The sequence below is a fragment of the Paenibacillus rhizoplanae genome (assembly GCF_042684125.1).
Classification (GTDB): Bacteria; Bacillota; Bacilli; order Paenibacillales; family Paenibacillaceae; genus Paenibacillus_AQ; species Paenibacillus_AQ rhizoplanae.
The window spans coordinates 57,049-80,715 of record NZ_JBHUKY010000058.1; the positions used below are offsets into that span (position 1 = coordinate 57,049).

Consider the following 23,667-nt stretch of genomic DNA (forward strand, 5'->3'; position numbering starts at 1 on the left):
CCCGGAGCTGGCCGCTGTTACCTATCAATCTATTGTGCCTGCTTGGTTCAAGGATCTTAGGACTGCATAGCAGAGATTGGAATGAACTTCAGCTTCTTGAGCGAGCCCTGCTGGAACTTCTTGCTCTGTACATATTCGATGAATTCTTTGGTCGCGCCGGTCGGCTGGCCCTTTGTCATATAGTAGCCGTAAGCCCAGATCTTGTACGAGCCGTTGATTACGTTATCCGTGTTAGCTTCTACACCGTTGAACTTCACAGCCTTGATATCGCCGCCGGTTACATAGACAAGGTCGATGTATCCAATAGCGTTAGGCGTTGTACCTACAGCTGTTTTCATGTCGCCGCTGGAGCCGGTTTCCTTGTAGTTCTTCTCTTTCTTCACGATGTCTCCGCCGCCCAGCGCCTTGGCCTGATAGTTCACGCGGGTCCCGGAGCCGAAGGCACGGGTGATCACTACGATGTTCGCATCCGATCCGCCGACCTCTTTCCAGTTCGTGATTTTCCCGGCGTAGATGCCTTTGAGCTGCTCTGTAGTCAGGTTGTCTACTCCGACATTCTTATTAACGATGGTTGCAAAAGGAATCACAGCGACCTTATTCGCCACCTGGCCGTCAAAGGCCTTGAAGCCCGGAACATCAATGCTGGCATCCCAGTCGCAGGCTCCGATATCGGCAATGCCTTTCTTCACGGCCTGCGGTCCGGTCACGGAGCCCTTGCCGGAAGCGGCGATCTTCACTTTAGGGTGAAGCTTCTGGAATTCTTTGGCCGCCTGCAGCGTCAGCGGAAGCAGAGCCGTAGAACCGTTAACGGTGATTTTACCCTTGAGGCTGTCCGCTGCTGCGGCTACCCCTGCAAAGGATGCGGTAACCGCGATAACTGCGGTGAGTGCTGTAACTGTGAATTTTTTGAACATCTTCATGTCTGAATTCTCCTCCCGGCGGTGTGCGCCGATAAATGTTGTGTTTAATTAACAGCTTCCGGTGAGCCTGACAGTTGCAGTGCTTTGCCGTTCTGAATGACCAGTACCTTGCCGTCGCTGATGATCCCCAGCTTGCTGCCGTCTGCCGATACCGCTACTTCCGATACATCTTCGGCTGTCCGGTACAGTTCAACCGGAGCTGCGCTGCCTGCAATAGAGTAGATTACCGTGCTGCCGTCCGTTGTAGTTCCGGAGACAACGAGGCCCGTGCTAACCCCTGTGGACCAGTTCGCCTCTGCACCGAGGGCAACATCTGTGCTTTTACCGTCTGCTGTAATCAGCTTCAGCGTGTTAGCGGCATTGCCGTCCGCATCCGCGCTCAGGTAGGACACGCTGCCGTTTGCCAGAATCTCAGGATACAGCTTGTTGTCTGGTGTAGTAGTCAAGGCTACTGGCTTAGCACCTTTGGTGGTAATATCCAGCTTATAGAGCTGTTCTCCGGCCTTGCTGAAGTCTACGGTTAGTGAATCTTCTGTGCTGTCGGCATCATTCTTCGCGGTACCTGTGATGTTGACAATGTACACTGCGCTTTTGCCGTCTGCCGATATCCGAAGCTCCGATTTGTTCTCTACTTTATCTTCGAGCAGAGCCTTGACCTCTCCGGTCTCTACTGAAATCTGTGCCAGCTTCTCCTGCTTGTCGCCCTGGACAAAATAGAGCGTCTTGCCGTCACTGGACCACACGATATCTGTCTTCACGCTGGTGTCCTTGCCGAGCGAACTGATTAGACCGGTGGACAGGTTGATCAGCTTCAGCTGGCCGGTCTCATCGCTGAATGCGCCCCACTGCTGGTCGGCAGAGACTGCGAAATCCACCGCACCTTCGCTGGAAGAGAACAGATCATAGTTGCCTGGAGTTTGGGTAAATTTATAGAGCAGGGTGGATTCAGCGTCGCTCTGATTCGCAATCAGGCCACCGTCAGCGCTCCAGTGAAGGGTGTCAAATGAACCGGCGGGCCGGGCGAAGCTCAGGATCGTATGGTCATCGGCCGCAAGCTCACCGCCAAGCGCCGTAACCAGCTTCGTCAGCTCCACATACGTTTTGCTGTTACGCACAACCGGGGCCACTGTGAATTCCAGGGTTTCGCCATCCACCTGATAGCTCTTCACACCAGCCTGGATCTGTACACTATGTAGACCTTTGCTGTCATTGAGCTGGATTCCGCTGCTGCCGTGCACAAGTCCTGCTCCCAGCTCTGCGGCTACCTGGCTTAATGAATAGAGCTTGTACCCGCCGCTGTTGATGGTGCTGAGTGCAACCGGCGTACCGTTGATGCTCCAGGTCATGCTGCCCTCTACGGCTGTGGCTGTCTTCACGGCTGCTGCACTTACATGGCTGCTTGTAGCCAGAACGCTAACAGCTCCCCCTGTTATGAGAAGTGAGGAAGCCAGAGCCGCGCCGATCCATTTACTATTCTTCAATTAGATTCACCCTTTTCCTATAGGTAACTGCTAATGTTATTTTCGTCTACGAGTGTCAATTCTGTTGCGGAGGAATGTTATGGAAATATTAACTGTACAAATAATTACAAGCCCAAACTAAAGAAGACCCGCCCGGGAATCTTCCCGGACCGGCCTATTGTAAACCCTGTGTTAATTCATAATCCATGTCACGATAATCTCGTTCCCGCCGCGCTCTGAATCCGAGGGGCTGCCAATAATAGAATACGAATAGGAGCCGTTCACTTTACCGTTAATCAGCAGGTTGCGGCTGTCCACAATCTCTGTCCCGCGTTCCAGCTCCTTCTCTCTTACATACTTCTGATATGTAGTTCCAAGAGCGGCCATACTCTCCTTCGTCTGATAGATCAGCATGGAGGATTTCTTCCCCTCTGATTGTTCACCTTGGGTAAAAGTAATGCCTGCCCCTTCGGGAATCGGCAGGTCCTCCGGCAGATATTGCCTTGCCTCAGTCTTCTCGTCTGCCAAGGTATGAAACCGTCCGCCACCAGCCGACTTGTCCGCATCGCCGCAGCCGCTAAGTCCAGCCGCAGCCAGCAGCACGCCTAGAGGAAGGAGCAGCTTATGTCCAGCCATAATTCCACCGCCTTTAGTGAATTGGGTTGCAGGATGCCGGTAAACATAGGATGTCCTCTTTATTACCCGGATGAAGGGTGGGAGTAACGGATAATCCTTACAATTTTATTTACTTTTGAACAAGGAATCATTAATATAATGAGTGAGCGCTCACTCATTATTCGGACGGATGGAGGAGATTGTCATGGATCAGGGAAAGCCTGTCATTGCGGTTACTCATGTGAACCGGGCTTTTGGCAATAAAACCGTGTTAAAGGATATTACGCTACAGGTGAATCAGGCAGAGACCTTCGGGATTCTGGGGCCATCCGGTTCCGGCAAAACCACGCTGGTCAAGCTGCTTACGGGCATAGACGAGGTAACCTCCGGTGAGGTCACCGTGCTGGGTGTGCGGATGCCGAAGCTTGCCATGCTACAGCAAATCGGGTATATGGCCCAGTCGGATGCCTTGTATACCGAGCTTAGCGCCAAGGAGAATCTGGAGTTCTTCGCCGCTCTCTATGGACTGAAGGGCGGCAACCGCACGCGGCGGATCGGGGATGTGATGGAGCTGGTGAACCTGCAGGAGCATCTCCGCAAACGGGTGGACCAATACTCCGGCGGCATGAAGCGCCGCCTGTCCCTGGCGATTGCCCTGCTGCACGAGCCGCCGCTGCTGCTGCTGGATGAACCGACCGTCGGCATCGATCCGGTGCTGCGCCAGTCCATCTGGAAGGAGCTGAAGGCGCTGAACCGCAAGGGAACAACGATTGTCCTGACCACACATGTGATGGATGAGGCGGAGAAATGTGACCGGCTGGCGATGATCCGGGACGGTGTACTGCTGGCGGCCGATACTCCGGCCGGACTGCTTCAGGCTACCGGCACTGCCAGCATTGAGGAAGCCTTCCTCTACTATGGAGGTGTACGCCGATGAGAATCCGGGCGATTACCCTGAGAATTCTGCAGCAGTTCATCCATGACCGGAGAACCATGGCGCTGATGTTCATCGCTCCCCTGCTGGTGCTTAGCCTCATGAGCCTGGTGTTCGGCAGCGATGCTTATGAGCCGAAGATCGGCGTCTCCGGCGGCGCGGCAGTGTTCAGTTCAGCGCTGGAAGCCCAGCAGGCTGAGGTTACCGGCTATGCCGATGAAGCTTCCGGGCAGGCCGCCCTGAAGGCGGGCGACATCGATGCTCTCCTTACCATGAAGGGAGACGCTCCCGCTGTTGTCCTTGAAGGCAGCAATCCGGCGGCTAACCGCGCTGTGATCATGGCGCTCCAGGAAGCTGCGCAGAGCCTCCGGCCGCAAGCGCCAGGCGGCGGGCAGCTCCAGCCGCAGATCAGCTACCTCTACGGCGCGGAGGATATGAAGACGATTGACCGCTTTGGGCCGATTATGATCGGGGTGTTTGTCTTCTTTTTCGTCTTCCTGATTGCCGGTGTCTCCTTCCTGCGCGAACGGACCACGGGCACGCTGGAGCGTCTGCTCTCCACCCCGCTGAAGCGCTGGGAGATCGTCACCGGATATGTCTGCGGCTTCGGCATCTTCACCGTCTTCCAGGCCCTGCTGATCTCCTGGTTCTCCATCCAGGTGCTGGGGATTATGATGACGGGCAGCTTCGGCTACGTGCTGCTGATGACGCTGCTGCTGTCGATGTCGGCGCTGACGCTCGGCACCCTGCTCTCGGCATTCGCCGCCAATGAGCTGCAGATGATCCAGTTCATCCCCCTGGTCATTGTGCCGCAGATCTTCCTGAGCGGATTGTTTCCGCTGGATACCCTGCCGCTCTGGCTCCAGCGCATTGGACTCGCCACTCCCATGTATTACGGCTCACAGGCACTGATGGATATCATGGTACGCGGCAGAGGCTGGAGTGATATCGCCGGGGATGTGTTCATGCTGATCGCCTTCTCCCTGCTGTTCATGCTGCTGAATGTGCTGGCTCTGCGCAAGCACCGCAGAATGTAAAGGGTGAACGGGCTATGGTACACTAGGAGGAACTGCAAGAGTCTGGAGGTTCTATTGATGGAGAATAACCCTGCTGCCGATCAGGGGCAGCTGGAGCAAGACCAGTGGGTCCAGGAGCTGCTGGACCTCAGCGAGAAGGAGCAGGTCACGCCCAAGCAGCTGTCCATTCTGCGGGCGGCGATTGATGTTTTTGCAGAGAAGGGGTTCTCGGCAGCCGCCACCAGTGAGATTGCCCAGAAGGCCGGCGTGGCCGAAGGCACGATCTTCCGTTATTACCGGACCAAAAAAGAGCTGCTGCTCGCCATCGTGGTCCCTACCATGAGCCGGATGATTGCCCCGTTCGTGCTGCGCAACTTCAGCGGTGTGCTGGATGTGCCGTTCGAGAGCTACGAAGCCTTTCTCAAGGCCTTCATGCTGAACCGGCTGGAGTTCGTCCGCAGGAATCTGAAAATCGTCAAAATTCTCATTCAGGAGATCCCCTTCCAGCCTGCGCTGAAGGAGCAGCTGACCGAGAATATTTTCGAGCAGGTTCTGGAGCGTGTAACTACAATCACCGAGCACTTCAAGGCGCAAGGCGAGGTGATTGACGCGCCTACTCCTGCGATCATCCGCTTCACGATCTCAGCGATTGTCGGCTACCTGCTGGTCCGGCTGCTGCTGATGCCGGAGCAGGACTGGGACGATGAGGCAGAGATTGAACAGACCGTAAGCTTCATCCTGCACGGGATCGGCGGGAATGGATAATCTTAAGGCACGGCATAATGCCGAGGTATGGCTTAGACAGAAGCAATAAAAGGAAGTGAGTATACGTGGGTTTTCAGGTGCCGGAGCGGGTAATTAAGCTGCTGTGCGGCAATGCCGCTTTTGATCAGGGGATGGCTTATTATCATGCCCATAAGGTGGACCTTGTCTATACAGAGCATACCGAGGAAGACGAATATTCCAAATACCGCGCTGAGGTTCATGGGCTGGAGAGCCATGAGATTGCGCTGCTTATCGACAGCGACGGGGATGTGCAGGGAGAATGCACGTGCCCGGCGTACTATCACGGCGGACCCTTCTGCAAGCATATTGCGGCGGCGCTGGTGATGGTCCTCTACCGCAGCCGGGCTGCTGGAGCTGAACCGGCTGAGGATATGCAGGCAGATGCGGAGGAGGCTTACCCTACAAGGGCTGGCAGTCCGCCGCTGGCGCAAGGCAGCCCCGGCCCCTCCGGGGCAGAGCACAGGGAGCGCAGCGGAGACCGCCAGCTGGTGAGCAGCATGCTCGGAATATTCACCGGAGGGCGGCAGCGGCCAAGCGGTGCAGGCACGTATATCGATCTGCGGACACCGCTCCAGGTCGAGTTCATCTGCCGGCCCTTCACCATCGGCTACAGCAGCACGATGCTTGGAATTGAAATGAAGCTGGGTCCTAAGCGCCTCTATATCGCGCAGAAGATCAGACCTTTTCTGGAGCAGGTTCACCGGGGCGAGCCTTTTGAGTTCACAGCGCATTTCAGCTATGATCCCGCCCTGCACAGCTTCTCTAAGGAAGATAATGAGGTCCTGCTGAAGCTGATTGAGATCATGCAGAATGAGAAGGTCTACAACAGACTCAACAATCCGTATGCTACCGGCTCCAGCCTTCCGGGAAATGACCGGCTGCTGCCGGTGACCCCTTTTTTCTGGGAGAGTCTGTATCCCACACTAGAAGCAGCGCCTGCTGTACGCCTTCAACATGGAGAGCTTCTGCTTGAGCGCTTGTCCCTCTCGGAGGAGCCGCTGCCACTTAGCTTCCAGTTCGACCAGGCACAGGAGGAAGGCTACCGGCTGGATGTCCGGGGGCTTGAGCAGCTTACGATTCTGGAGAGCTACGGGCTGGTCTTGACTGAAGGCAGGCTGCTGAAGCTCCCGGCGCAGGAATGCGGGCGTCTCTCCGAGCTGAAGCGGATGCTCAGCGGCAGCCGGCGGGACAGCCTGGCGATTGCGCCCGAGCAGATGGAGCCTTTCATGGAAACGGTCATTCCCGGGCTGAAGAAGCTTGGCAGGGTAAGCATTACGGGCGCTATAGCAGACCGCATCGTCCAGACCCAGCTCCACGCCAGGCTATACCTGGACCGGGTGAGGGACCGGCTGCTGGCCGGGCTGGAATTCCAGTACGGCGGGATTGTGATCAACCCGCTCGAGGAGAAGGCGCATGAGCGGAGCAGCGAGGTCATTCTGATGCGGGACGGGGAAGCGGAGCGGCGGATTCTGGACCTGATGGCGCATGAGTCCTTCTCGCGGACGGAGAGCGGATATATCATGCGTGACGAGGACGGGGAATTCGACTTCCTGCACCATACCATCCCGCTCTTGGAACCGCTGCTTCAGGTCTATGCGACCACTGCGGTCAAGGATCGGGTGCTTACGGAGCATGCTGCGCCCAAGGTCAGCCTGAGCTGGAACGAGAAGACCGACTGGCTGGACTTCAAGTTCGCCATGGAGGGCATCACGGAGAAGGATATTACAGAGGTCCTGAAATCTCTCCAGGAAAAGCGTAAATACCACCGGCTCAAGGACGGAGCCCTGCTCCCGCTGGATACCGCAGAGTTCCAGGAAATTGTCGCGCTGATGAACGAGCTGGGCGTCCGCAGCGTGGATATCCGAAGTACGGAGTTCTCCCTGCCGCTGGTCCGCGCCCTCCATCTCCATGCGGGCACCGTCCAGGGAGAGAACATCCAGACCGGCCGCTCCTTCCGGCGGCTGTTGGCTAATATGGCGAGTCCCGAGAATCTGGACTTCCCTGTACCCGAGAGTCTCGCTTCTGTGCTGCGGGATTATCAGCAGTACGGCTTCCAGTGGATGAGGACGCTGGCCCATTACCGCTTCGGCGGGATTCTGGCGGACGATATGGGCCTCGGCAAAACACTGCAGAGCATCACCTTCCTGCTCTCTATGCTGGAAGACATCCGGCAGAGCGGCGTGCCTGCACTTATTGTAGCGCCTGCCTCCCTGCTCTATAACTGGCTTAACGAGCTGAAGCGCTTCGCCCCGGAGATTCAGGCGGTCATTGCCGACGGCACCGCCGGTGAGCGCAGCCGGACCGTGCGGAACACGGCCGGGCATGATGTCATTATTACTTCTTACCCGCTGCTGCGCAGAGATGTGGACGAGTATGCCAAGCGGTCGTTCCACACGCTCATTCTGGATGAAGCACAGATGATCAAGAATCATGAGACTATGACTTCACAGGCGGTCAGACTGCTTCAGACCCGCTACCGCTTTGCGCTGACGGGTACACCGGTGGAGAATGCGCTGGAGGACCTGTGGTCGATCTTCAGCGTCGTCTTCCCCGGCTTGTTCCCCGGGAAGAAGGCCTTCCATGACCTGCCCCGGGAGACGGTCGCCAGACGCGCCCGCCCCTTCCTGCTGCGCCGCCTGAAGAGCGATGTGCTGAAGGAGCTGCCGGACAAAATCGAGTCCATCCAGGCCTCCGAACTGCTGCCGGAGCAGAAACGGCTCTATGTCGCCTACCTGGCCCGGCTGCGCAAAGAAGCGCTCAAGCATCTGGACAGCGACAGCTTCGGCAATGGCCGGATCAAGGTGCTGGCCGGACTGACCCGGCTGCGCCAGCTGTGCTGCCATCCGGCCCTGTTCGTAGACGGATATACCGGGGGCTCCGGCAAATTCGAGCAGCTGCTGGAGATCATCGACGAATGCCGCAGCTCCGGCAAGCGGATGCTGATCTTCTCGCAGTTCACGCAGATGCTTGGCATGATCGGGCGCGAGCTGGCGCTGCTCGGGATTCCGCATTTCTATCTGGACGGACAGACCCCGGCCTCCCAGCGGGTTGAGCTGTGCAGCCGCTTCAATGAAGGCGAGCGCGACCTGTTCCTGATCTCGCTGAAGGCAGGCGGCACCGGCCTCAACCTGACCGGCGCTGACACGGTCATTCTCTATGACCTGTGGTGGAACCCTGCGGTTGAACAGCAGGCCGCCGACCGCGCCCACCGGATCGGGCAGAAAAAGATCGTCCAGGTCATCCGCCTGGTAGCCCAGGGTACGGTGGAGGATAAAATGTACGAGCTGCAGCAGAAAAAGAAAAACCTGATTGACGAGGTGATCCAGCCGGGGCAGGAGGCGTTGTCGAGCCTGAGCGAGCAGGATATCCGTGAGATCCTCTCCATCTGAGTTGAACAACCTGGTGTAGCCCCCCTCTGCTCTAGCAAATCTAAACAGGGACCTTCTGAGCGAGTAGCTCTGAAAGGTCCCTGTTTCATTTTACAACTGGCAAGTCCAGAATAATACCCTAACCCTCTATACGTCTGAGCTTAATTTCTCATGCGTCACTACACGGTGTGCATTCACCAGCTGGCCGGTTGATGTCTTGCCCCACACGGATATTCCGAGCTCATCTTCGTCTACTTCTCCAGTGATGAACACAAATTCATAGGCATTCAGATCGGCAAAAAAATCCCGGGTTACCACTTGATTCGAAGCAACCTCAATCACCTCACTGACATACAGCGTTCTGGTGGTGCCCAGCACATACCCTTGAATACTAATAGTAGCGCTGCCCGGGGCACTCCGCTTCACTATTCTTACCGTCACCGTCTGCGTAGGTCTGACTCCCGAAACGGCATTGTTCTCTATCGGTCCTGTTGATAAAATCGCCATCCTGTATCGTCCTCCCTTGAAGTTCTAGTGTCAAAGTACGATATATTCATATTCGGACTTTCCTATAACGGTGTGGACACAGGCCTGAGCCTAATCACCAATGACCGCAGGCACGCATATCCTTTGAATAAGGAAAGACTGCCCATGGGCCGCGCTTTCTGCAGACGAACGCCGAACGGAAGAAGGGACTCCCATGCCCCCTCCAGGAAAAGGAAAGAAGCCCGCCGCCAAAAAAACGCCGCCCAGCTCCAAAACCCAAACGCCAAAAGGGCTTGAATTTGCCGTAGCTGCCCTTCTGTTGACCGGCAAGCTGAAAGTAGACTCTATCCAGATGTACACGGACGCGTCGATGTTCGTCAGTCTGGTCGGCAAATATAAAACCTTAAGCGAGCTAAGCAGTGACAACGTCGATAAACTGGTCAGCTTCCTCGATGACAACAGCAGCCTGACGCTGAACGAGATCATGACCGCTTTGAAAAAGAAAGCCGAAAACACCTGAACACATACGGAAGTGAAAGTGAGGGAACGGGGCTATGGACAGTTTTGACGGAGAAGGATTTGCCGGCGGACTCCTGCTGGTCATTGTAATTATGCTGCTGATTTACGGTTCAACGGACATCAAGAATCTGACAGGGGCGCCTAGTGATGTGTAATTCTTAACCGGAGGACTCCTGCTGCACGCTAATCTGCTCTTGCTTTCTTCCAGAAATTCGCTATACTGATACAAATCCATATTCAATCGATGACCGGGAGAGTAATGGTCTTATATCTAGTCCCCAGCGAGCCGGGAAAGTGGAAGCCGGTACAGATTAGAACCATGAAGCGCACCCGTGAGATGGACTTCTGAACCTTAGAGTAGGAAGCCCCGGCCGAGGACCGTTAACCTGTAAGGTGGTTGAACCGTCAGGCTCAGCAACGAGAGTGGTACCGCGAGCGCACAAGCCTCGTCTCTTAGGAGATGAAGGCTTTTTTTGTCGTTATTTTATTCAGGAGGTTGTTATTCATGCCAATGCTAAGTGAGCTTATCCAAGAAAGTCTGAAGCAGTCTGTTCACACAATCGCGTTAACCCTGGGCGTGCCCGCCATCGCAGAAGTAAATGTTGCCCTGGAGCAGCCGGCGAGTGCTGACCACGGGGATTATTCCAGCAATATCGCCATGCAGCTCGCCCGCCCCTTGCGCAAAGCTCCACTGGCTATCGCCGGGCTGATCGTTGCCGAGCTCGAAGCTTCGGGCTCTGTTCAGGGACTGGTGCTGAGAACCGAGGTGGCCGGGCCGGGGTTTATTAATATGTATCTGGATTGGGAGGCCTGGGCACGGGCGAAGGGGAATTTCACGCTGCCTAAGGGTGCTGAGGGGTTGAAGGTGATTGTCGAGCATACTTCCGTCAACCCGAATAAAAGCCTGCACATCGGCCACCTGAGAAACTCCTGTATCGGGGATGCGCTGGTGAGAGTACTGCGGGCGACCGGCCATACCGTTGAGGTGCACAACTATGTGGATGATCTCGGCAATCAGCTGGCAGATACCGTAGCTGGTCTGCTGAATGTTCCGCTGGAGGGAGCCCATGTCCGGTTCGGGGACTATTGCTGGGACATCTATGCCGAGATTAACAAAACGTACGCGCAGCAGCCGGAGATGGTGCAGAAGCGGACCGAGATTCTTCATGCGCTGGAGGAGGGCCATGGCAATACCGCCTGGATTGGCAACCTCGTCGCCGGGCAGATCGTGAAAGAGCATGTAGAGGAGATGCGGGGGTTCGGCATTGACTACGATCTGCTGGTGTGGGAGAGCAGCATTCTGAAGGAGGGCTTCTGGTCCTCGGCATTCGAGCTGCTGTCGCAGACGGAGATTTTCGTGCAGGAGACGGAAGGCAAGCTGGCAGGCTGCTGGATTCTGAAGCAACCTGCTGACGACACCGCACCGGACACGCAGGAGGAGCATCAGAAGGATAAGGTGCTGGTGCGCTCGAACGGAATTCTGACCTATACCGCCAAGGACATTGCCTATCATCTGTGGAAGTTCGGACTGCTGGAGAAGGACTTCAGCTACAGCGAATTTCAGAGCGGACTGTGGACGACCGGCTTGAGCGGACAGGCTCTGCCTTTTGGACGGGCGGACCAGGTCGTGAACGTCATCGATTACCGGCAGGAATATCCGCAGCTGATGGTCAAGCAGGCGCTCAAGGCACTGGGATTCGGTGTGCAGGCAGACGCGCTGCATCATGTCAGCTATGGGGTGGTCTCGCTGAGTCCCGCTTCTGCGGCAGGGCTGGGCATTGATACCTCCAGCGGCAAAAGCTCCTACGCCATGTCCGGGCGCCAGGGAGTCGGCATTAAGGTAACCGAGCTGGTCCGGCTCATGGAAGACATGATTGAATCCACCCGTTCGGACAAAAACGGCCTGTCCAGCCGGCTCATCGCCACCGCTGCCATCCGTTACTACCTGCTGCGCTTCAATCTGGGCACCGAGATTGTGTTCGACTTCAAGCAGGCAATGGAAATCTCCGGCAACACCGGCGTCTACCTGATGTATGCCTACGCCCGGGCGCAGCGCGTGCTTAGTAAGGCCGCTGCGGCGGGTGGCGGGGGCGAGAGCGGCGGGAGCGAGAACGGTGTTGGCGAGTCTGGCGTTGGCGAGTTCGGCGTTGGCGAGTCTGGCGTTGGCGGCGTGCCGCTGTTCCCGGCGCAGCTCGAAGCAGCTGAGCTTGCTCTGCTCAGACAGCTCAGCTTGTGGCAGGACACACTCTACACAGCAAGCCGGGAGCTTACGCCGAATACGATCTGTAACTATGCCTATTCCCTGGCCTCGTTGTTCAGCAACTTCTACTCGGCTTGTCCGATTCTAAAAGGCGGTGAAGCCAGCATCACCTTCCGCCTGTGGCTGACCCGGAGCTTCACCGATACGCTGGGCGAGGCGCTCGACGTACTCGGTCTGCCTAAGCCCGAGCGGATGTAGACACACTAAGTCTCTATCATCTTAAGAACCAACTACTCTAGCGGATGAATGAACAGGAACCTATGCGGGTCCGTGCAGCTTGCACGGCTCCCCCCTTCTCCATCCGCCCACTTCTGGAGGCATCTGGCGTAATGAGGTGCACTTCTGCACCTCATTTTCTCATTTTGCCCGCTTCCGGTGAATTCAAGTGCACTTTTACACTTGATTACTCATTTAACTCACTTCTGGGTGAATTCAAGTGCACTTTTACACCTGATTACTCATTTAGCTCACTTCTGGGTGAATTCAGGTGCACTTGTGCTCCTCATTCGGCCCATTTCCGGTGAATTCAGAGATAATTTGTCCATACTATATTGATGTACAAGCTTTTTATTTTGGTTGCTGTTTCTTCCATTTACTAAAGGACATTTTTTTGAGTTTTGGGATGTTATGTATCCGTATACCGCTTAAACAGTGGAGCGGACGGAACGATTGTGTAAAAGCGATAGCGGTCGCCTTTGTCTCCGGATTTTTTCCGATTAGGGAAATAAAATAAAATCTGGAGACAACAGCGATTGTAACAACGGTCCGTTCGCGGAGCGTCCACCCAAGCGCCCACGTTGATCCTACTCAAAATAAAGCGGGGTTCTCATCCTCCGGACAACAAAACAGCCCTCCCGAAGGAAGGCTGCTGCTTTGACGTCCCGGAAGGGATACAGCCCATTCGGGCTGATTGCGAAGTATTCCTCCCGAAGCTTATGCTCCAACGTCCCCGGCTGGCGCCTTGGGTTCTCATCCCCCGGACAACAAAACAGCCCTCCCGAAGGAAGGCTGCTGCTTTGACGTCCCGGAAGGGATACAGCCCATTCGGGCTGATTGCGAAGTATTCCTCCCGAAGCTTATGCTCCAACGTCCCCGGCTGGCGCCTTGGGTTCTCATCCTCCGGACAACAAAACAGCCCTCCCGAAGGAAGGCTGCTGCTTTGACGTCCCGGAAGGGATTCGAACCCCCGACCGTGCGCTTAGAAGGCGCATGCTCTATCCAACTGAGCTACCGGGACATGTAGGATAACATTGTATTACTTGAAGCTTTTGAAGAGATATGTATTAACGCAACGTTATTTATTATACCTGATTCACCAGAATTAGCAAGACCAAACTCTTCCAGTTAAGAAGCTTCCCGTGTCCTCATACGGAAAGCCTCCTGTTCTATAGTCAAGCCTGGACATGACCTGCGGAAGATGTGGGCTCAGGGAACCTGCCGGAAATGCTCGCCCAGCTGCCGCTTCAGATCGCCGAAGATCAATAGCTCGCGCTGGAACTTGGAACGTTCATCCTCCGGGGTCATCACCGTACTGCCGGTGAAGCCGCTGACCGTAACGTCCTGGAAGGCATCATGCAGATTATTGTCGAACCAGTCGGTGGCCGTATCCGCATCATTCGTCAGAATCCGGACAATTTCATAGCCCTCCTCGCGCTGATCCTCAACAATATACACCAGCAGCGCGGAATCGTCCACAGCTCCAGGTAATACGCCAACCTCTGCGCAAGGCGCGCCGTCGTAGTCAGTCATTCTGCGGATTTTGGCGTCTTTAATGTAATACACTTGTCATCATCCCTCCTGGCAAATTTCCCTCTCCCCTAGTGTTCGGATAAGGACATACATTTTATCCCTTCAATCGGCATATATCTGTATTACTTGGCAAAAAAGAAAGGACAGACAACAATCGCACAAAAGAGAGGATGAATCAGACATGTGCGGAATAACCGGATTTGTCCAGTGGCGCGGTGATCTTACAGGGCACTCGCAACTGCTTGTCAGAATGACCGAAACATTAGCCAACCGCGGACCGGATGCAGCCGGAACCTGGATTTCAGGGCCTATTGCCTTCGGACACCGCCGACTCAGCGTCATCGATCCTGAGAACGGTGCACAGCCGATGATTGCCCGCCATGAGGATAAGTTATACGCAATAGTATATAACGGCGAGCTATATAATGCCCCTGAGCTGAAAAAAGAGCTGAAGCAGCGCGGGCATCATTTTCTCACGGAATGCGATACAGAGGTTCTGCTGCATGCCTACATCGAATGGGGTCCGGATTGCACGGAGAAGCTCAATGGCATCTTCGCCTTTGCCGTCTGGGACAGCCTGCGCGATCAGGTATTCCTGGCCCGCGACCGTCTGGGTGTGAAGCCGCTGTTCTACAGCCAAGTCGATGACGTCTTCGTCTTCGGGTCCGAGCCCAAGGCGCTGCTGCAGCATCCCCTGGTCCAGCCGAAGGTCGGGCCGGAGGGTCTGGCCGAGATTTTCATTATCGGTCCAGCCCGGACTCCGGGACAAGGGGTATACAAAGATATATTCGAGCTTCGCCCCGGTCATGCCATGATTTACAGCCGCAGCGGAATCCGCACCTATGCTTATTGGAAGCTGGAGAGTGTTCAGCACACGGATAACGTAGATGAAACGGCAGCACGGGTGCGTGAATTACTTCAGGATACGCTTGAACGCCAGCTGGTCTCCGATGTTCCGGTCTGCTCGCTGCTCTCCGGCGGACTCGATTCCAGCGCCCTGACTGCGCTTGCCGTGGATTATTACAAGCGGACCGGCCAGGGCCGGGTCGATACCTTCTCCGTCGATTATGTAGACAACGATAAGCATTTCAAAAGCCATGCCTTCCAGCCCGGAGCTGACGGTCCCTGGATTCAGCGGATGGTCGACGAGCTGGACACGAACCATCACTTTATCGCTTTTGACACACCGGAGCTGGTAGCCGCACTCGATAACGCCCTGTACTCCCGTGATTTGCCGGGAATGACCGACGTGGATTCCTCCCTCTATTTGTTCTGCCAGGAGATCAAAAAGAAAGCCACCGTAGCCATCTCAGGCGAAGCCGCAGACGAAATCTTCGGCGGCTATCCCTGGTTCCACCGCGAGGAGATGTTATCTTCCGGTACCTTCCCCTGGTCAGTGGCTCCCACAATGCGCGCCAGTCTATTGTCGCCAGAAATAAGGGAGTGGATACGTCCGCTGGAATATTTGGGTGACCGTTATAGCGATGCGGTGGCTGAGGTACCTAAGCTTGACGGCGAAACCGGCAAACAGGCACAGATGCGGTTGATGTCCTATCTCAACATTACCCGCTTCATGCCGACCCTGCTGGACCGTAAGGACCGGATGAGCATGGGCGTGGGACTGGAGGTACGCGTTCCGTATTGTGACCACCGGCTGGTGCAATATGTTTTTAACATTCCATGGGAGATTAAGATGGTAGGCAACCGGGAGAAAGGCATCCTGCGCAAGGCGCTGGAGGGTGTACTGCCGGACGATGTGCTCTACCGCAAAAAAAGCCCGTACCCCAAAACGCATAATCCTGCCTATTTGAACAAGGTGCGCTCACAGGTACTAAGCATTCTGGACGATCCTTCTTCCCCCATCCTCCCGCTCATTGATCCGGCCAAAATCAGAGAAATCGCCGCATCGCCAGAGTCCTCCACCAACCTGCCGTGGTTCGGCCAGCTGATGTCCGGCCCGCAATTATTCGCTTATCTGGCCCAGGTCAACCTGTGGCTAAAGACATACAATGTGTCCTTCGGCTGATGGCGCTTCAAACCAAAAACAGCGGCTCTCATTAAAGAGAGTCGCTATTTCTATTTTACATTTACATTTTATCGGGAAAGCCGGTCCGTCTCACTTTACAGCGCAAATCATGAACATCGGCGTTGACCGGTTCAAGACCTGCTGTTTCTCATCCATCACCTTATCGTTCAGATTCTCTTCTGTATAGACAGCAGAGAAGCCCACCTCTGTGAGTGCCTGCACATCCCACTTCGGCCGCCACTCTCTGGTCAGCGGCAAGGCAAGACTCAGACGGTCAGTTTCTTCTATATCCTTATGATGCGGAAGCTCACCATAGCCCCTATCTATATAGGCTTGCTGATCCTCCGCATGCTTCCGCGCCATCTCTTCATCCCATAGATGACGGTTCCAGTTGGCATCGAAGACCAGCAGCCGTCCCTCCGGCTTGAGCACTCTTTCCCACTCCTTGTAGGCTGACTGCGGATCGGCAAGACTCCAAGTGACATTGCGGCACACGATTAGATCAAAGCTTTCCGCAGCAAAATCCAGCTTATGCGAGTCCATCTTGCGGAAAGTAACATTGACCCCTTCCCGGCTTGAGTGCAGACGCGCCTCTTCCAGCATATTGTCTGTACAATCAATGGCCGTAACCAAATGTCCGGCGCTGGAGAGAATGACAGAGAAAAAACCGGGACCACAGCCAATATCCAGAACATGCAGGCTTTCCTTCTGCGGTGCATGACCAAGGATAAGCTTCAGCCAGGCCTCCCGCTGGAAGCCGTTCAGTTCCTTTTGAATACCTTCACTGTACAGCTCTGCTTCGCCTTCCCAATACTGTTCTACCTCTTGTTGCATACTCAATATCATTCACTCCTTCTTGGCAAGTATCATGAACCGGTTCACATTCTGATAACCGTATTTCAAATAATTCAGGGGCATTACGCGGGCAGGAATAAAGTTCCTCTGAATATCTATGCTGCGGAATCCGGCCTGTATCAGCGCTTTTTCATCGGCTTCAGGTCTAAGTACATTAACAAACGGCAGCTCGCTCAAAAGGCTTTTATCCTGGCTGCTCCGCTGGCGGATTCTTCGTTCTGTGAACAGAATAAGGGTCCAGGACAAGTATCATTCCCTGTGAGGCATCCACCGCTGTAGGCTGGTGACCCATCTGCGATAAGAGGATAGAGAAGAATCCCGGTCCGGTGCCCACATCCAGCACCTTTTGACGAGGTTTATTTCCCAGCCCTTTCGTCAGCAGCTGTTTCCAGAGGTCTATGGTTTTTGTACTGCGGAACTGAGTCTGGATGACCTTGTCATAGCTCTCCGAGCTGGAACTCCAGTATTTCGAAATCTCTTTCAGCATCATTCATTACCCACATCAAGCTGGTTCCAAAAGATAGGTGTGAACGTGGTGTACCCAGGCTTAAATCCGGTTACTCTATGATTTACAGCCAATATGTCATCTGGGAAATAAACAGCTGCAAACATTGCTTCCTTATACATTCTTAAGAATATGGAATCATAGGCACTCTGACGTTCTTGAAGATCCATGGCTCCGACTGCGGTATCAATCTGTGCTTCCAGTTCCGCATCCGACCATACCACAGCAGCTGCTTCAGTGGTCCGGTGGAACAGCGACAACAGGAACGAATGAGGATTGTAGGCATCATCATAGGTCCTATACAGGATGAGATCATAAGCTTTGCTTGTCCATAAAGCATCATAATAGGCATTTGGCTCAAGCACCTGAAGATTGACGGCAATGCCAATCTCTTGGAGTTCGGATTGAATCAGCTCACTGATGGCTTTCCATTCCGGATATTCAGCCTGTTGAAGCACGAAATTGAACTCAAGCGGGTTTCCGTCCTTCTCGGCAATTCCATCTCCATCCGAATCCTTATAGCCGGAAGCTGCCAGCAGTTGCTTCGCTTCCTCCGGATTGAAGCCGTACCATGTATTGTTTGACTCTGTGACATAGGGAACGGTCAGCGGGAATAGGCCCTCGGCCTCATTTCCAATACCGTTCATAAGATCGTTCACAATGCTTTTTTTGTTCATCGCCAAATTAATAGCTTTGCGGACATTCAGGTCTTGCAGAGCAGACGTATTGTAGTTGAAAATCATGAAATGTGAGCTCGTTCCCGGTGCCTTTTGCAGGCTTAGTGAGGAATCCGCTTCGATCACGGGTACACTTTCGACTGGAATTTTCCCCATTTGTCCCCCGGCAATATCCACATCGCCGCTTTGCAGCGCCAGTACTCTGGACTGCGGGTCAGGAATGACCTTCATGATAATTTTGGACAGCTTCGGCATTTCTCCCCAATAATTAGGATTTCTGACAAGTACGGCCTCCTGATCTGTCTTATAGCTCTCTGCCATCCAAGGACCGGTTCCAATCGCTTTGACGAAAGTACCTGTAATATCACCTGCTGGTTCCACTGCGGTAGGGCTTATAATCCGTACCGGTCTGGCAAAGGACAGCTCGGTCAGGAAAGGATAATAGGTTTTGTTGAATGTCATAGTAATGGTATGCTTGTCTACGACAACAAGAGATTGCATGGCTGTAGCCACATTCAGCGAGTTGGACGGGTCCTTAATCCAGCGTTCGAAGGAGAACTTAACCGCATCCGCATTAAATTCCGTACCGTCTGAGAATTTCACACCCTGACGAAGATGGAAGGTATAGACCTTCCCGTCCTCTGAGATGTCCCATGACTCCGCAAGCGAAGGCAAGATTTCGCCCTTTTCGCCGTACTCTACTAATCCGTCGTATATCATCGCATGCACATTCATCGAACCATCATAGGCCCCGGCATCCAGCCGGTCAAGACCGGTATCAGCCGATATGGCCACAGTGAGCGCCTTGTCCCCGGATTCAGAGGCTTGTGCTGCTCCATCAGAATTGCTGCAACCTGACATTCCCATAATTATTATAAGAAGCAGGAAGAATAGCGATGTTGTTAACAGGCTTTTTGACTTTGAGTAGGTTCTCATTCTCTGTACTCCTTTTCTCTATCTTTTCTCCTTAAGCGAGGGTCTTGCACCGGTATCGAGGAGAGCAATCTTCTTGTATAAGGGTGGGCTGCTTGCTGCATGAGCCCCTCACCTGATTGCTTCTCCACAATTCCCCCTTGATACATAACAGCCACACTGTCGCAAAAACGGTTCACGACGGACAAGTCATGCGTAATGAACACGTAGGATAATCCCAGCTCACGCTTCAATTCCTGCAACAGATCCATCATTTGCTTCCGCAAGGTGACATCAAGACTTGAGAACGGTTCATCACAGATCATTAGCTCCGGACGCAGCGCGAGGGCTCTGGCAATTCCGACCCTCTGCTGCTGGCCGCCGCTGAGTTCATGAGGATAACGGTGAATGTACTTCCGCTCAAGTCCTACAAGCTCAAGTGTGTCAGCTACCAGAACTCTGCGCGCGCCGGTCTTCCTCTCCCCATAGTTCCGAAGAGGCTCTCCAATAATTTGCTCTACTGTAAACAATGGATTAAAGGAGCCCAGGCTGTTCTGGAACACCATCTGCATCCTGCTACGGATCTTGCGCATCTCGCTGAAGCTCCAGTCTGTATAATCCATACCTCGGTACAGCACTCTTCCGGAGGAGGGTTTCTCCAGTCCCAGCAAAAGTCTGGCTAAGGTACTCTTCCCGCAGCCGCTTTCACCCACAAGTCCCAGGGTTTCTCCGCTCTCCAGACTGAAGGACAGATTGTTCACTGCATGCACACTTCTGGCATCAGGTGTGAACCACCCCCTTTTCATTTCATACTTTTTATTCAGACCTACCGCCTCCAGCAGCTTCATAGATCACCACCTCCCAGCAAACGATGTAATATTATAGTTGTTATCTGCAGTCCATTAAGTATTTCGTATAGGGATGCGATGGATGTGAAAAGATGTCAAAGACGTCTCCTGCTTCCACAATCCTTCCGGACTTCATCACATATACATAGTCTGCAAGCTCGGCGACAACGCCGAGATCATGCGTAATTAACAGGATGCCCATATTATTGACCCATCTGATCCGGTCCAGCTCCTTAAGAATCTGTGCTTGAATGGTTACATCCAGTGCCGTTGTAGGCTCATCAGCAATGAGCAAGCTTGCACCGGACACCAGTGCTATAGCGATCATGACCCGTTGACACATCCCGCCGCTAATTTGAAAAGGATATTTATTAAATAGCTGCGCAGGATCGCTAAGGCCTGCTTGCTGCATCTGCTCCATGGCCAGCTGCCTTGCTTCCTGTCCAGTGACTTGCCGGTGCAGGATAATCGTCTCCATGATCTGTCTTCCAACCGAAAGCACCGGATTCAGCGCGTTCATGGGGTCTTGAAAAATAACAGCCATTTCTGTTCCTCGGAGCTTCCTTAACTGGCGGGTGGAGCACTCCCGAAGATTGTTGCCGCGAAGCCAGATTTCTCCGCCATCAATGAAGCCTGGAGGGTCTACCAGTCCCAGAATAGACATAGCCGTAACACTTTTACCGCTGCCGCTCTCGCCGACCAAAGCGACAATCTGCCGGGACCTCACTTCGAGACTGACATCCTCTACAGCCTTGACTTGCTGACTTCCGGTATGGAAGCTGGTGTATAAGTGGCTGACCTTCAGCAGGGTGGATTCATTGTTCATTTACCGGATGCTCACCTCCCGGGAATCGTAATCATGCGCTGTGCGGCGCAAGCCTTCCCCCAGCAGATTAAAGCCCAGAACTGCCAGCAGGATTGCCATTCCAGGGAAGAGCATGAGCCGCGGCTCTGTCTGAATATAGGCGCGGCTGTCGTTCAGCATAATCCCCCATTCCGGTGTAGGCGGCTGGGCTCCCAGACCAAGGAAGGACAAACCCGCAATCGAGAGCATAATTGTCCCAACCTCCATAGAAGCCAGAACCAGGATGGGGCGCGCCGCAATCGGCAGGACATGTCTGAGCACAATTTGCAAATGTGAAGTGCCCGACGCTTTGGCGGCTGCAACATATCCGCTTTCCTTGATCTGAAGCACCAGGCTGCGGATCACTCTGGCATATCCCGTCCACCAGACTGCTGCAAATGCGATTAACAGATTGTTCATACTGGCGCCTAACATGGCTGTAATCGCGAGAGATAGAATTAAGCTGGGAAAAGCAAGTAAGATGTCAATGATCCGCATAATCCAATGATCAATCTTGCCGCCAGCGTAACCAGCCAGTAACCCAACGGGGATGCTAATGGCAAATACTACAGTCATAACGATAAACGAATAATACAACGTGGTCCTTGTCCCATAGATTATACGGGATAGCACACAGCGCCCCAGATGATCTGTACCGAGCGGGTATTGCCAGGAAGGCATGCTCAGCTTATGCTCCATGTGAATCTGCAGCGGATCGGAAGGGGAGAGCCAGGAGGCAAAGAGTCCTGCGCAAATGAACACAAAGACAATCCCTGCCCCCAGCTTCGCTCCGTTATTCTTGAATAAGCTACTCCGAAACATAACACCTTACTCCTTTTCACAGCGTCAACGCAGCCTGATGCGCGGGTCCAGCATTAGCTGTAACGAATCTACTGCCAAATTAATCAGGACAACGACGACAGCCATCCATAATACATACCCCTGAATGACAATATAGTCTTTCGCAAAAATCGCCTCAATCACATACTTTCCGATCCCCGGCCAGGAAAATATAGTCTCAACGATAACAGAACCGCCTAGCAGCCCTGCTATGTTAACCCCAAATAGGGTAAGACTCGGAAGAAGTGCATTGCGAAGCGCATGTATGGTTATGATCCTCCATTCCTGCAGCCCCCTGGCCCTCGCCGCTTTGATGTAGAGCGTACCCAGAACGTCCAGAAGACTGGAACGGATCAACCGGATGTACACCCCTGCCATTCCAAACCCAAGTGTAAATGCAGGCAGAATGACACTGGATAGCCCATCCATTCCCATTACAGGAAATAGCCTCAGCTTCACTGAACCATAATAAATCAGGAGCAAACTCAGCCAGTAACCTGGCATGGAAACGCTGAACAGAGCACATACTCTCCCCAGCCGGTCAAACCATTTCCCCGGATACAGTGCAGATCCTACACCCACAGGCAGAGCTATAAGAATTGCGGCCAATATGGAGCAGCTGCTCAACAGCGCAGTAGCCGGGAAACGGTTCATTAGCTCTGTGAACACCGGACGATTACTGCTGTAGGATATACCCAAATCGAGATGAAGCACCCGGTACAACCAATGAAAATATTGCATATATACAGGTCCATCCAGACCAAGTGTATGTCTGGTCGCCTCAATGGCTTCATATGTAGGCTTAATACCGTCAGCACGAAGCATAATCTCTGCAGGATCACCGTGGGTTAAGTGCATAAGTGCAAAAGTAATACCAGAGATACCCAGCAGCACAGGAACCAGCTGGAATAAACGTTGCAACAAATATCGTATGATGGCATTCAACTCCATTATTAATCGTAATAATTACGATTATAACATAAAAATTTTAAATGAATAGTCCTAAAAAAATGCCACACTGCCGCCAAATGCAAAAAGCAGCCTCCCTTGGGGAGACCGTCTCTTTGCATCTACAGCTTATAATGCTCTATCTGTCAGCTTAGAAATTAAAATTATCCGGGTCCGGGCCGAAGCGGTGGTTCTGGTTGAGATCCTCGATTGCCTTAACATCCTCATCGCTGAGTGTGAAGTCGAAGAATCCGGCGTTCTCAATGATCCGCTCCTGATGGACCGACTTTGGAATGGTAATGACGCCCTGCTGCAGATCCCAGCGCAGAACAATCTGCGCTACTGTCTTGCCATACCGCTCCGCCAGCTCCTTCAGCAGTGGAAGGTCCAGATTCCCCTGCATGAGCGGACTCCAGGCTTCCAGCTGGATATCATGCGCCCGTGCATATTTCAGCAATTCACGCTGGGTCAGTAGCGGATGGAATTCCACCTGATCCACCACCGGCACCACTCCGCTGTCCTCGATGATGTCCTCTAGATGATGCGTCTGGAAATTGCTTACCCCGATGGATTTGACCAGCCCTTCCTTTTGCAGATGGATCAGCGCTTTCCAGGTTTCTTTATATTTGCCGGCGACCGGCCAGTGGATCAAGTACAAATCCACCTGCTCCAGGCCCAGCTTCTTGCGGCTGACTTCAAAAGCCTTCAGGGTAGATTCATACCCTTGATCCGGGTTGCGGACCTTGGTGGTAATAAACAGCTCTTCCCGGGGAACTCCGCATTCACGGATTGCCTGCCCCACACCCTCTTCATTGTTATAGCCGGCAGCCGTATCAATACTGCGATACCCCGTCTCCACCGCAGACTTCACCGCACGGATAACCTCTTCGCCATCCTTGGTCTGCCATACGCCAAGACCCAGCCACGGCATGGTCACGCCATCGTTCAAGGTAGGCCCGCCTGTAAATGGTGCGTTCATTTCACTCATATCGATACCCTCCAAGCCTAATTTGAATTCAACAAGCTTCCTTAACCGTATTCCCGCTCTCATAATCATCCAACTGCGAAATCCGTTCACCGTTATAGCGAATAGGTTGCC

The 23,667-nt window shown here is 53.7% G+C and carries 21 protein-coding genes, 1 tRNA gene and 1 other annotated feature; of the genes, 7 read left to right on the plus strand and 15 right to left on the minus strand.

The annotated features are described in order from the left end of the window. Positions 1-56: 56 nt before the first annotated feature. From ACFSX3_RS24965 to ACFSX3_RS24975, 3 genes are all read right to left on the minus strand, one after another. A complete protein-coding gene (locus ACFSX3_RS24965; protein ID WP_209993540.1) occupies positions 57-920 on the minus strand; it encodes a phosphate ABC transporter substrate-binding protein in 864 nt (287 codons plus the stop codon). Positions 921-964: 44 nt separating this feature from the next. Then, the gene (locus ACFSX3_RS24970; protein WP_209993539.1) at positions 965-2,401 is read right to left on the minus strand and encodes a stalk domain-containing protein; all 1,437 of its coding nucleotides are present in this window, start codon (positions 2,399-2,401) and stop codon (positions 965-967) included. 171 nt (positions 2,402-2,572) lie between these two features. Beyond that, a complete protein-coding gene (locus ACFSX3_RS24975) occupies positions 2,573-3,016 on the minus strand; it encodes a hypothetical protein (protein WP_209993538.1) in 444 nt (147 codons plus the stop codon). 184 nt (positions 3,017-3,200) lie between these two features. Between ACFSX3_RS24975 and ACFSX3_RS24980 the strand changes: the two genes are divergently transcribed. From ACFSX3_RS24980 to ACFSX3_RS24995, 4 genes are all read left to right on the plus strand, one after another. Continuing rightward, positions 3,201-3,932 carry an ABC transporter ATP-binding protein gene (locus tag ACFSX3_RS24980; RefSeq protein ID WP_209993537.1) on the plus strand — a complete coding sequence of 244 codons (732 nt, stop codon included), beginning with the start codon at positions 3,201-3,203 and terminating at the stop codon, positions 3,930-3,932. Next, complete coding sequence (locus tag ACFSX3_RS24985) at positions 3,929-4,966, plus strand: ABC transporter permease (RefSeq protein WP_209993536.1); 1,038 nt, start codon at positions 3,929-3,931, stop codon at positions 4,964-4,966. Before ACFSX3_RS24980 ends, ACFSX3_RS24985 begins: the two co-directional genes overlap by 4 nt. A gap of 57 nt (positions 4,967-5,023) precedes the next feature. Then, positions 5,024-5,710 carry a TetR/AcrR family transcriptional regulator gene (locus ACFSX3_RS24990; protein ID WP_209993535.1) on the plus strand — a complete coding sequence of 229 codons (687 nt, stop codon included), beginning with the start codon at positions 5,024-5,026 and terminating at the stop codon, positions 5,708-5,710. A gap of 65 nt (positions 5,711-5,775) precedes the next feature. Then, on the plus strand, positions 5,776-9,120 hold the full coding sequence (locus ACFSX3_RS24995) for a DEAD/DEAH box helicase (protein ID WP_379255321.1): 3,345 nt from the start codon (positions 5,776-5,778) through the stop codon (positions 9,118-9,120). Between the two features lie 126 nt (positions 9,121-9,246). Here the strand turns inward: ACFSX3_RS24995 and ACFSX3_RS25000 are convergent, their stop codons facing one another. Beyond that, entirely contained in the window at positions 9,247-9,606 is a 360-nt protein-coding gene (locus ACFSX3_RS25000; RefSeq protein ID WP_209993534.1) for a hypothetical protein, read from the minus strand. Between the two features lie 193 nt (positions 9,607-9,799). Here ACFSX3_RS25000 and ACFSX3_RS25005 point away from each other — a divergent pair, with 193 nt between their 5' ends. Further along, on the plus strand, positions 9,800-10,105 hold the full coding sequence (locus ACFSX3_RS25005) for a hypothetical protein (RefSeq protein ID WP_209993533.1): 306 nt from the start codon (positions 9,800-9,802) through the stop codon (positions 10,103-10,105). Positions 10,106-10,339: 234 nt separating this feature from the next. Then, positions 10,340-10,561: a binding site (T-box leader), on the plus strand. A gap of 54 nt (positions 10,562-10,615) precedes the next feature. Continuing rightward, positions 10,616-12,562: an arginine--tRNA ligase gene (locus ACFSX3_RS25010; protein ID WP_209993586.1), complete on the plus strand. Its 1,947-nt coding sequence runs from the start codon at positions 10,616-10,618 to the stop codon at positions 12,560-12,562. Between the two features lie 965 nt (positions 12,563-13,527). Here the strand turns inward: ACFSX3_RS25010 and ACFSX3_RS25015 are convergent. Together ACFSX3_RS25015 and ACFSX3_RS25020 are read right to left on the minus strand one after the other, a co-directional pair. Then, positions 13,528-13,601 (minus strand) — tRNA-Arg (locus tag ACFSX3_RS25015). Positions 13,602-13,789: 188 nt separating this feature from the next. Next, entirely contained in the window at positions 13,790-14,146 is a 357-nt protein-coding gene (locus ACFSX3_RS25020; protein WP_209993532.1) for a hypothetical protein, read from the minus strand. A 148-nt stretch (positions 14,147-14,294) separates the two neighbouring features. On the opposite strand from ACFSX3_RS25020, the gene asnB reads away from it, so the two are divergent. Then, positions 14,295-16,139: an asparagine synthase (glutamine-hydrolyzing) gene (gene asnB / locus ACFSX3_RS25025; RefSeq protein ID WP_209993531.1), complete on the plus strand. Its 1,845-nt coding sequence runs from the start codon at positions 14,295-14,297 to the stop codon at positions 16,137-16,139. A 90-nt stretch (positions 16,140-16,229) separates the two neighbouring features. On the opposite strand, the gene ACFSX3_RS25030 is transcribed toward asnB, so the two are convergent. The 9 genes from ACFSX3_RS25030 to ACFSX3_RS25070 all read right to left on the minus strand — a co-directional run bounded on the left by ACFSX3_RS25030 (position 16,230) and on the right by ACFSX3_RS25070 (position 23,556). Next, the gene (locus ACFSX3_RS25030; protein WP_339225521.1) at positions 16,230-16,973 is read right to left on the minus strand and encodes a class I SAM-dependent methyltransferase; all 744 of its coding nucleotides are present in this window, start codon (positions 16,971-16,973) and stop codon (positions 16,230-16,232) included. A 12-nt stretch (positions 16,974-16,985) separates the two neighbouring features. After that, positions 16,986-17,171 (minus strand): hypothetical protein, encoded by a 186-nt coding sequence (locus ACFSX3_RS25035; protein ID WP_379255318.1) that lies wholly within the window; start codon positions 17,169-17,171, stop codon positions 16,986-16,988. A 7-nt stretch (positions 17,172-17,178) separates the two neighbouring features. Continuing rightward, complete coding sequence (locus ACFSX3_RS25040) at positions 17,179-17,484, minus strand: class I SAM-dependent methyltransferase (protein ID WP_379255317.1); 306 nt, start codon at positions 17,482-17,484, stop codon at positions 17,179-17,181. Next, a complete protein-coding gene (locus tag ACFSX3_RS25045) occupies positions 17,481-19,112 on the minus strand; it encodes a nickel ABC transporter substrate-binding protein (RefSeq protein ID WP_379313391.1) in 1,632 nt (543 codons plus the stop codon). Before ACFSX3_RS25045 ends, ACFSX3_RS25040 begins: the two co-directional genes overlap by 4 nt. Then, the gene (locus ACFSX3_RS25050; protein WP_209993529.1) at positions 19,109-19,936 is read right to left on the minus strand and encodes an ATP-binding cassette domain-containing protein; all 828 of its coding nucleotides are present in this window, start codon (positions 19,934-19,936) and stop codon (positions 19,109-19,111) included. The genes ACFSX3_RS25045 and ACFSX3_RS25050 overlap by 4 nt, the downstream gene beginning before the upstream one ends. Before the next feature lie 40 nt (positions 19,937-19,976). After that, positions 19,977-20,762, minus strand: a complete 786-nt coding sequence (locus ACFSX3_RS25055) for an ABC transporter ATP-binding protein (protein ID WP_209993528.1) — start codon at positions 20,760-20,762, stop codon at positions 19,977-19,979. Further along, positions 20,763-21,602 carry a nickel transporter permease gene (gene nikC / locus ACFSX3_RS25060; RefSeq protein WP_209993527.1) on the minus strand — a complete coding sequence of 280 codons (840 nt, stop codon included), beginning with the start codon at positions 21,600-21,602 and terminating at the stop codon, positions 20,763-20,765. A gap of 24 nt (positions 21,603-21,626) precedes the next feature. Then, positions 21,627-22,544, minus strand: coding sequence for a nickel ABC transporter permease (gene nikB / locus ACFSX3_RS25065; protein ID WP_379313395.1), 918 nt, complete (start codon positions 22,542-22,544; stop codon positions 21,627-21,629). Positions 22,545-22,719: 175 nt separating this feature from the next. Further along, positions 22,720-23,556, minus strand: a complete 837-nt coding sequence (locus ACFSX3_RS25070; RefSeq protein WP_209993525.1) for an aldo/keto reductase — start codon at positions 23,554-23,556, stop codon at positions 22,720-22,722. Positions 23,557-23,667: the final 111 nt, after the last annotated feature.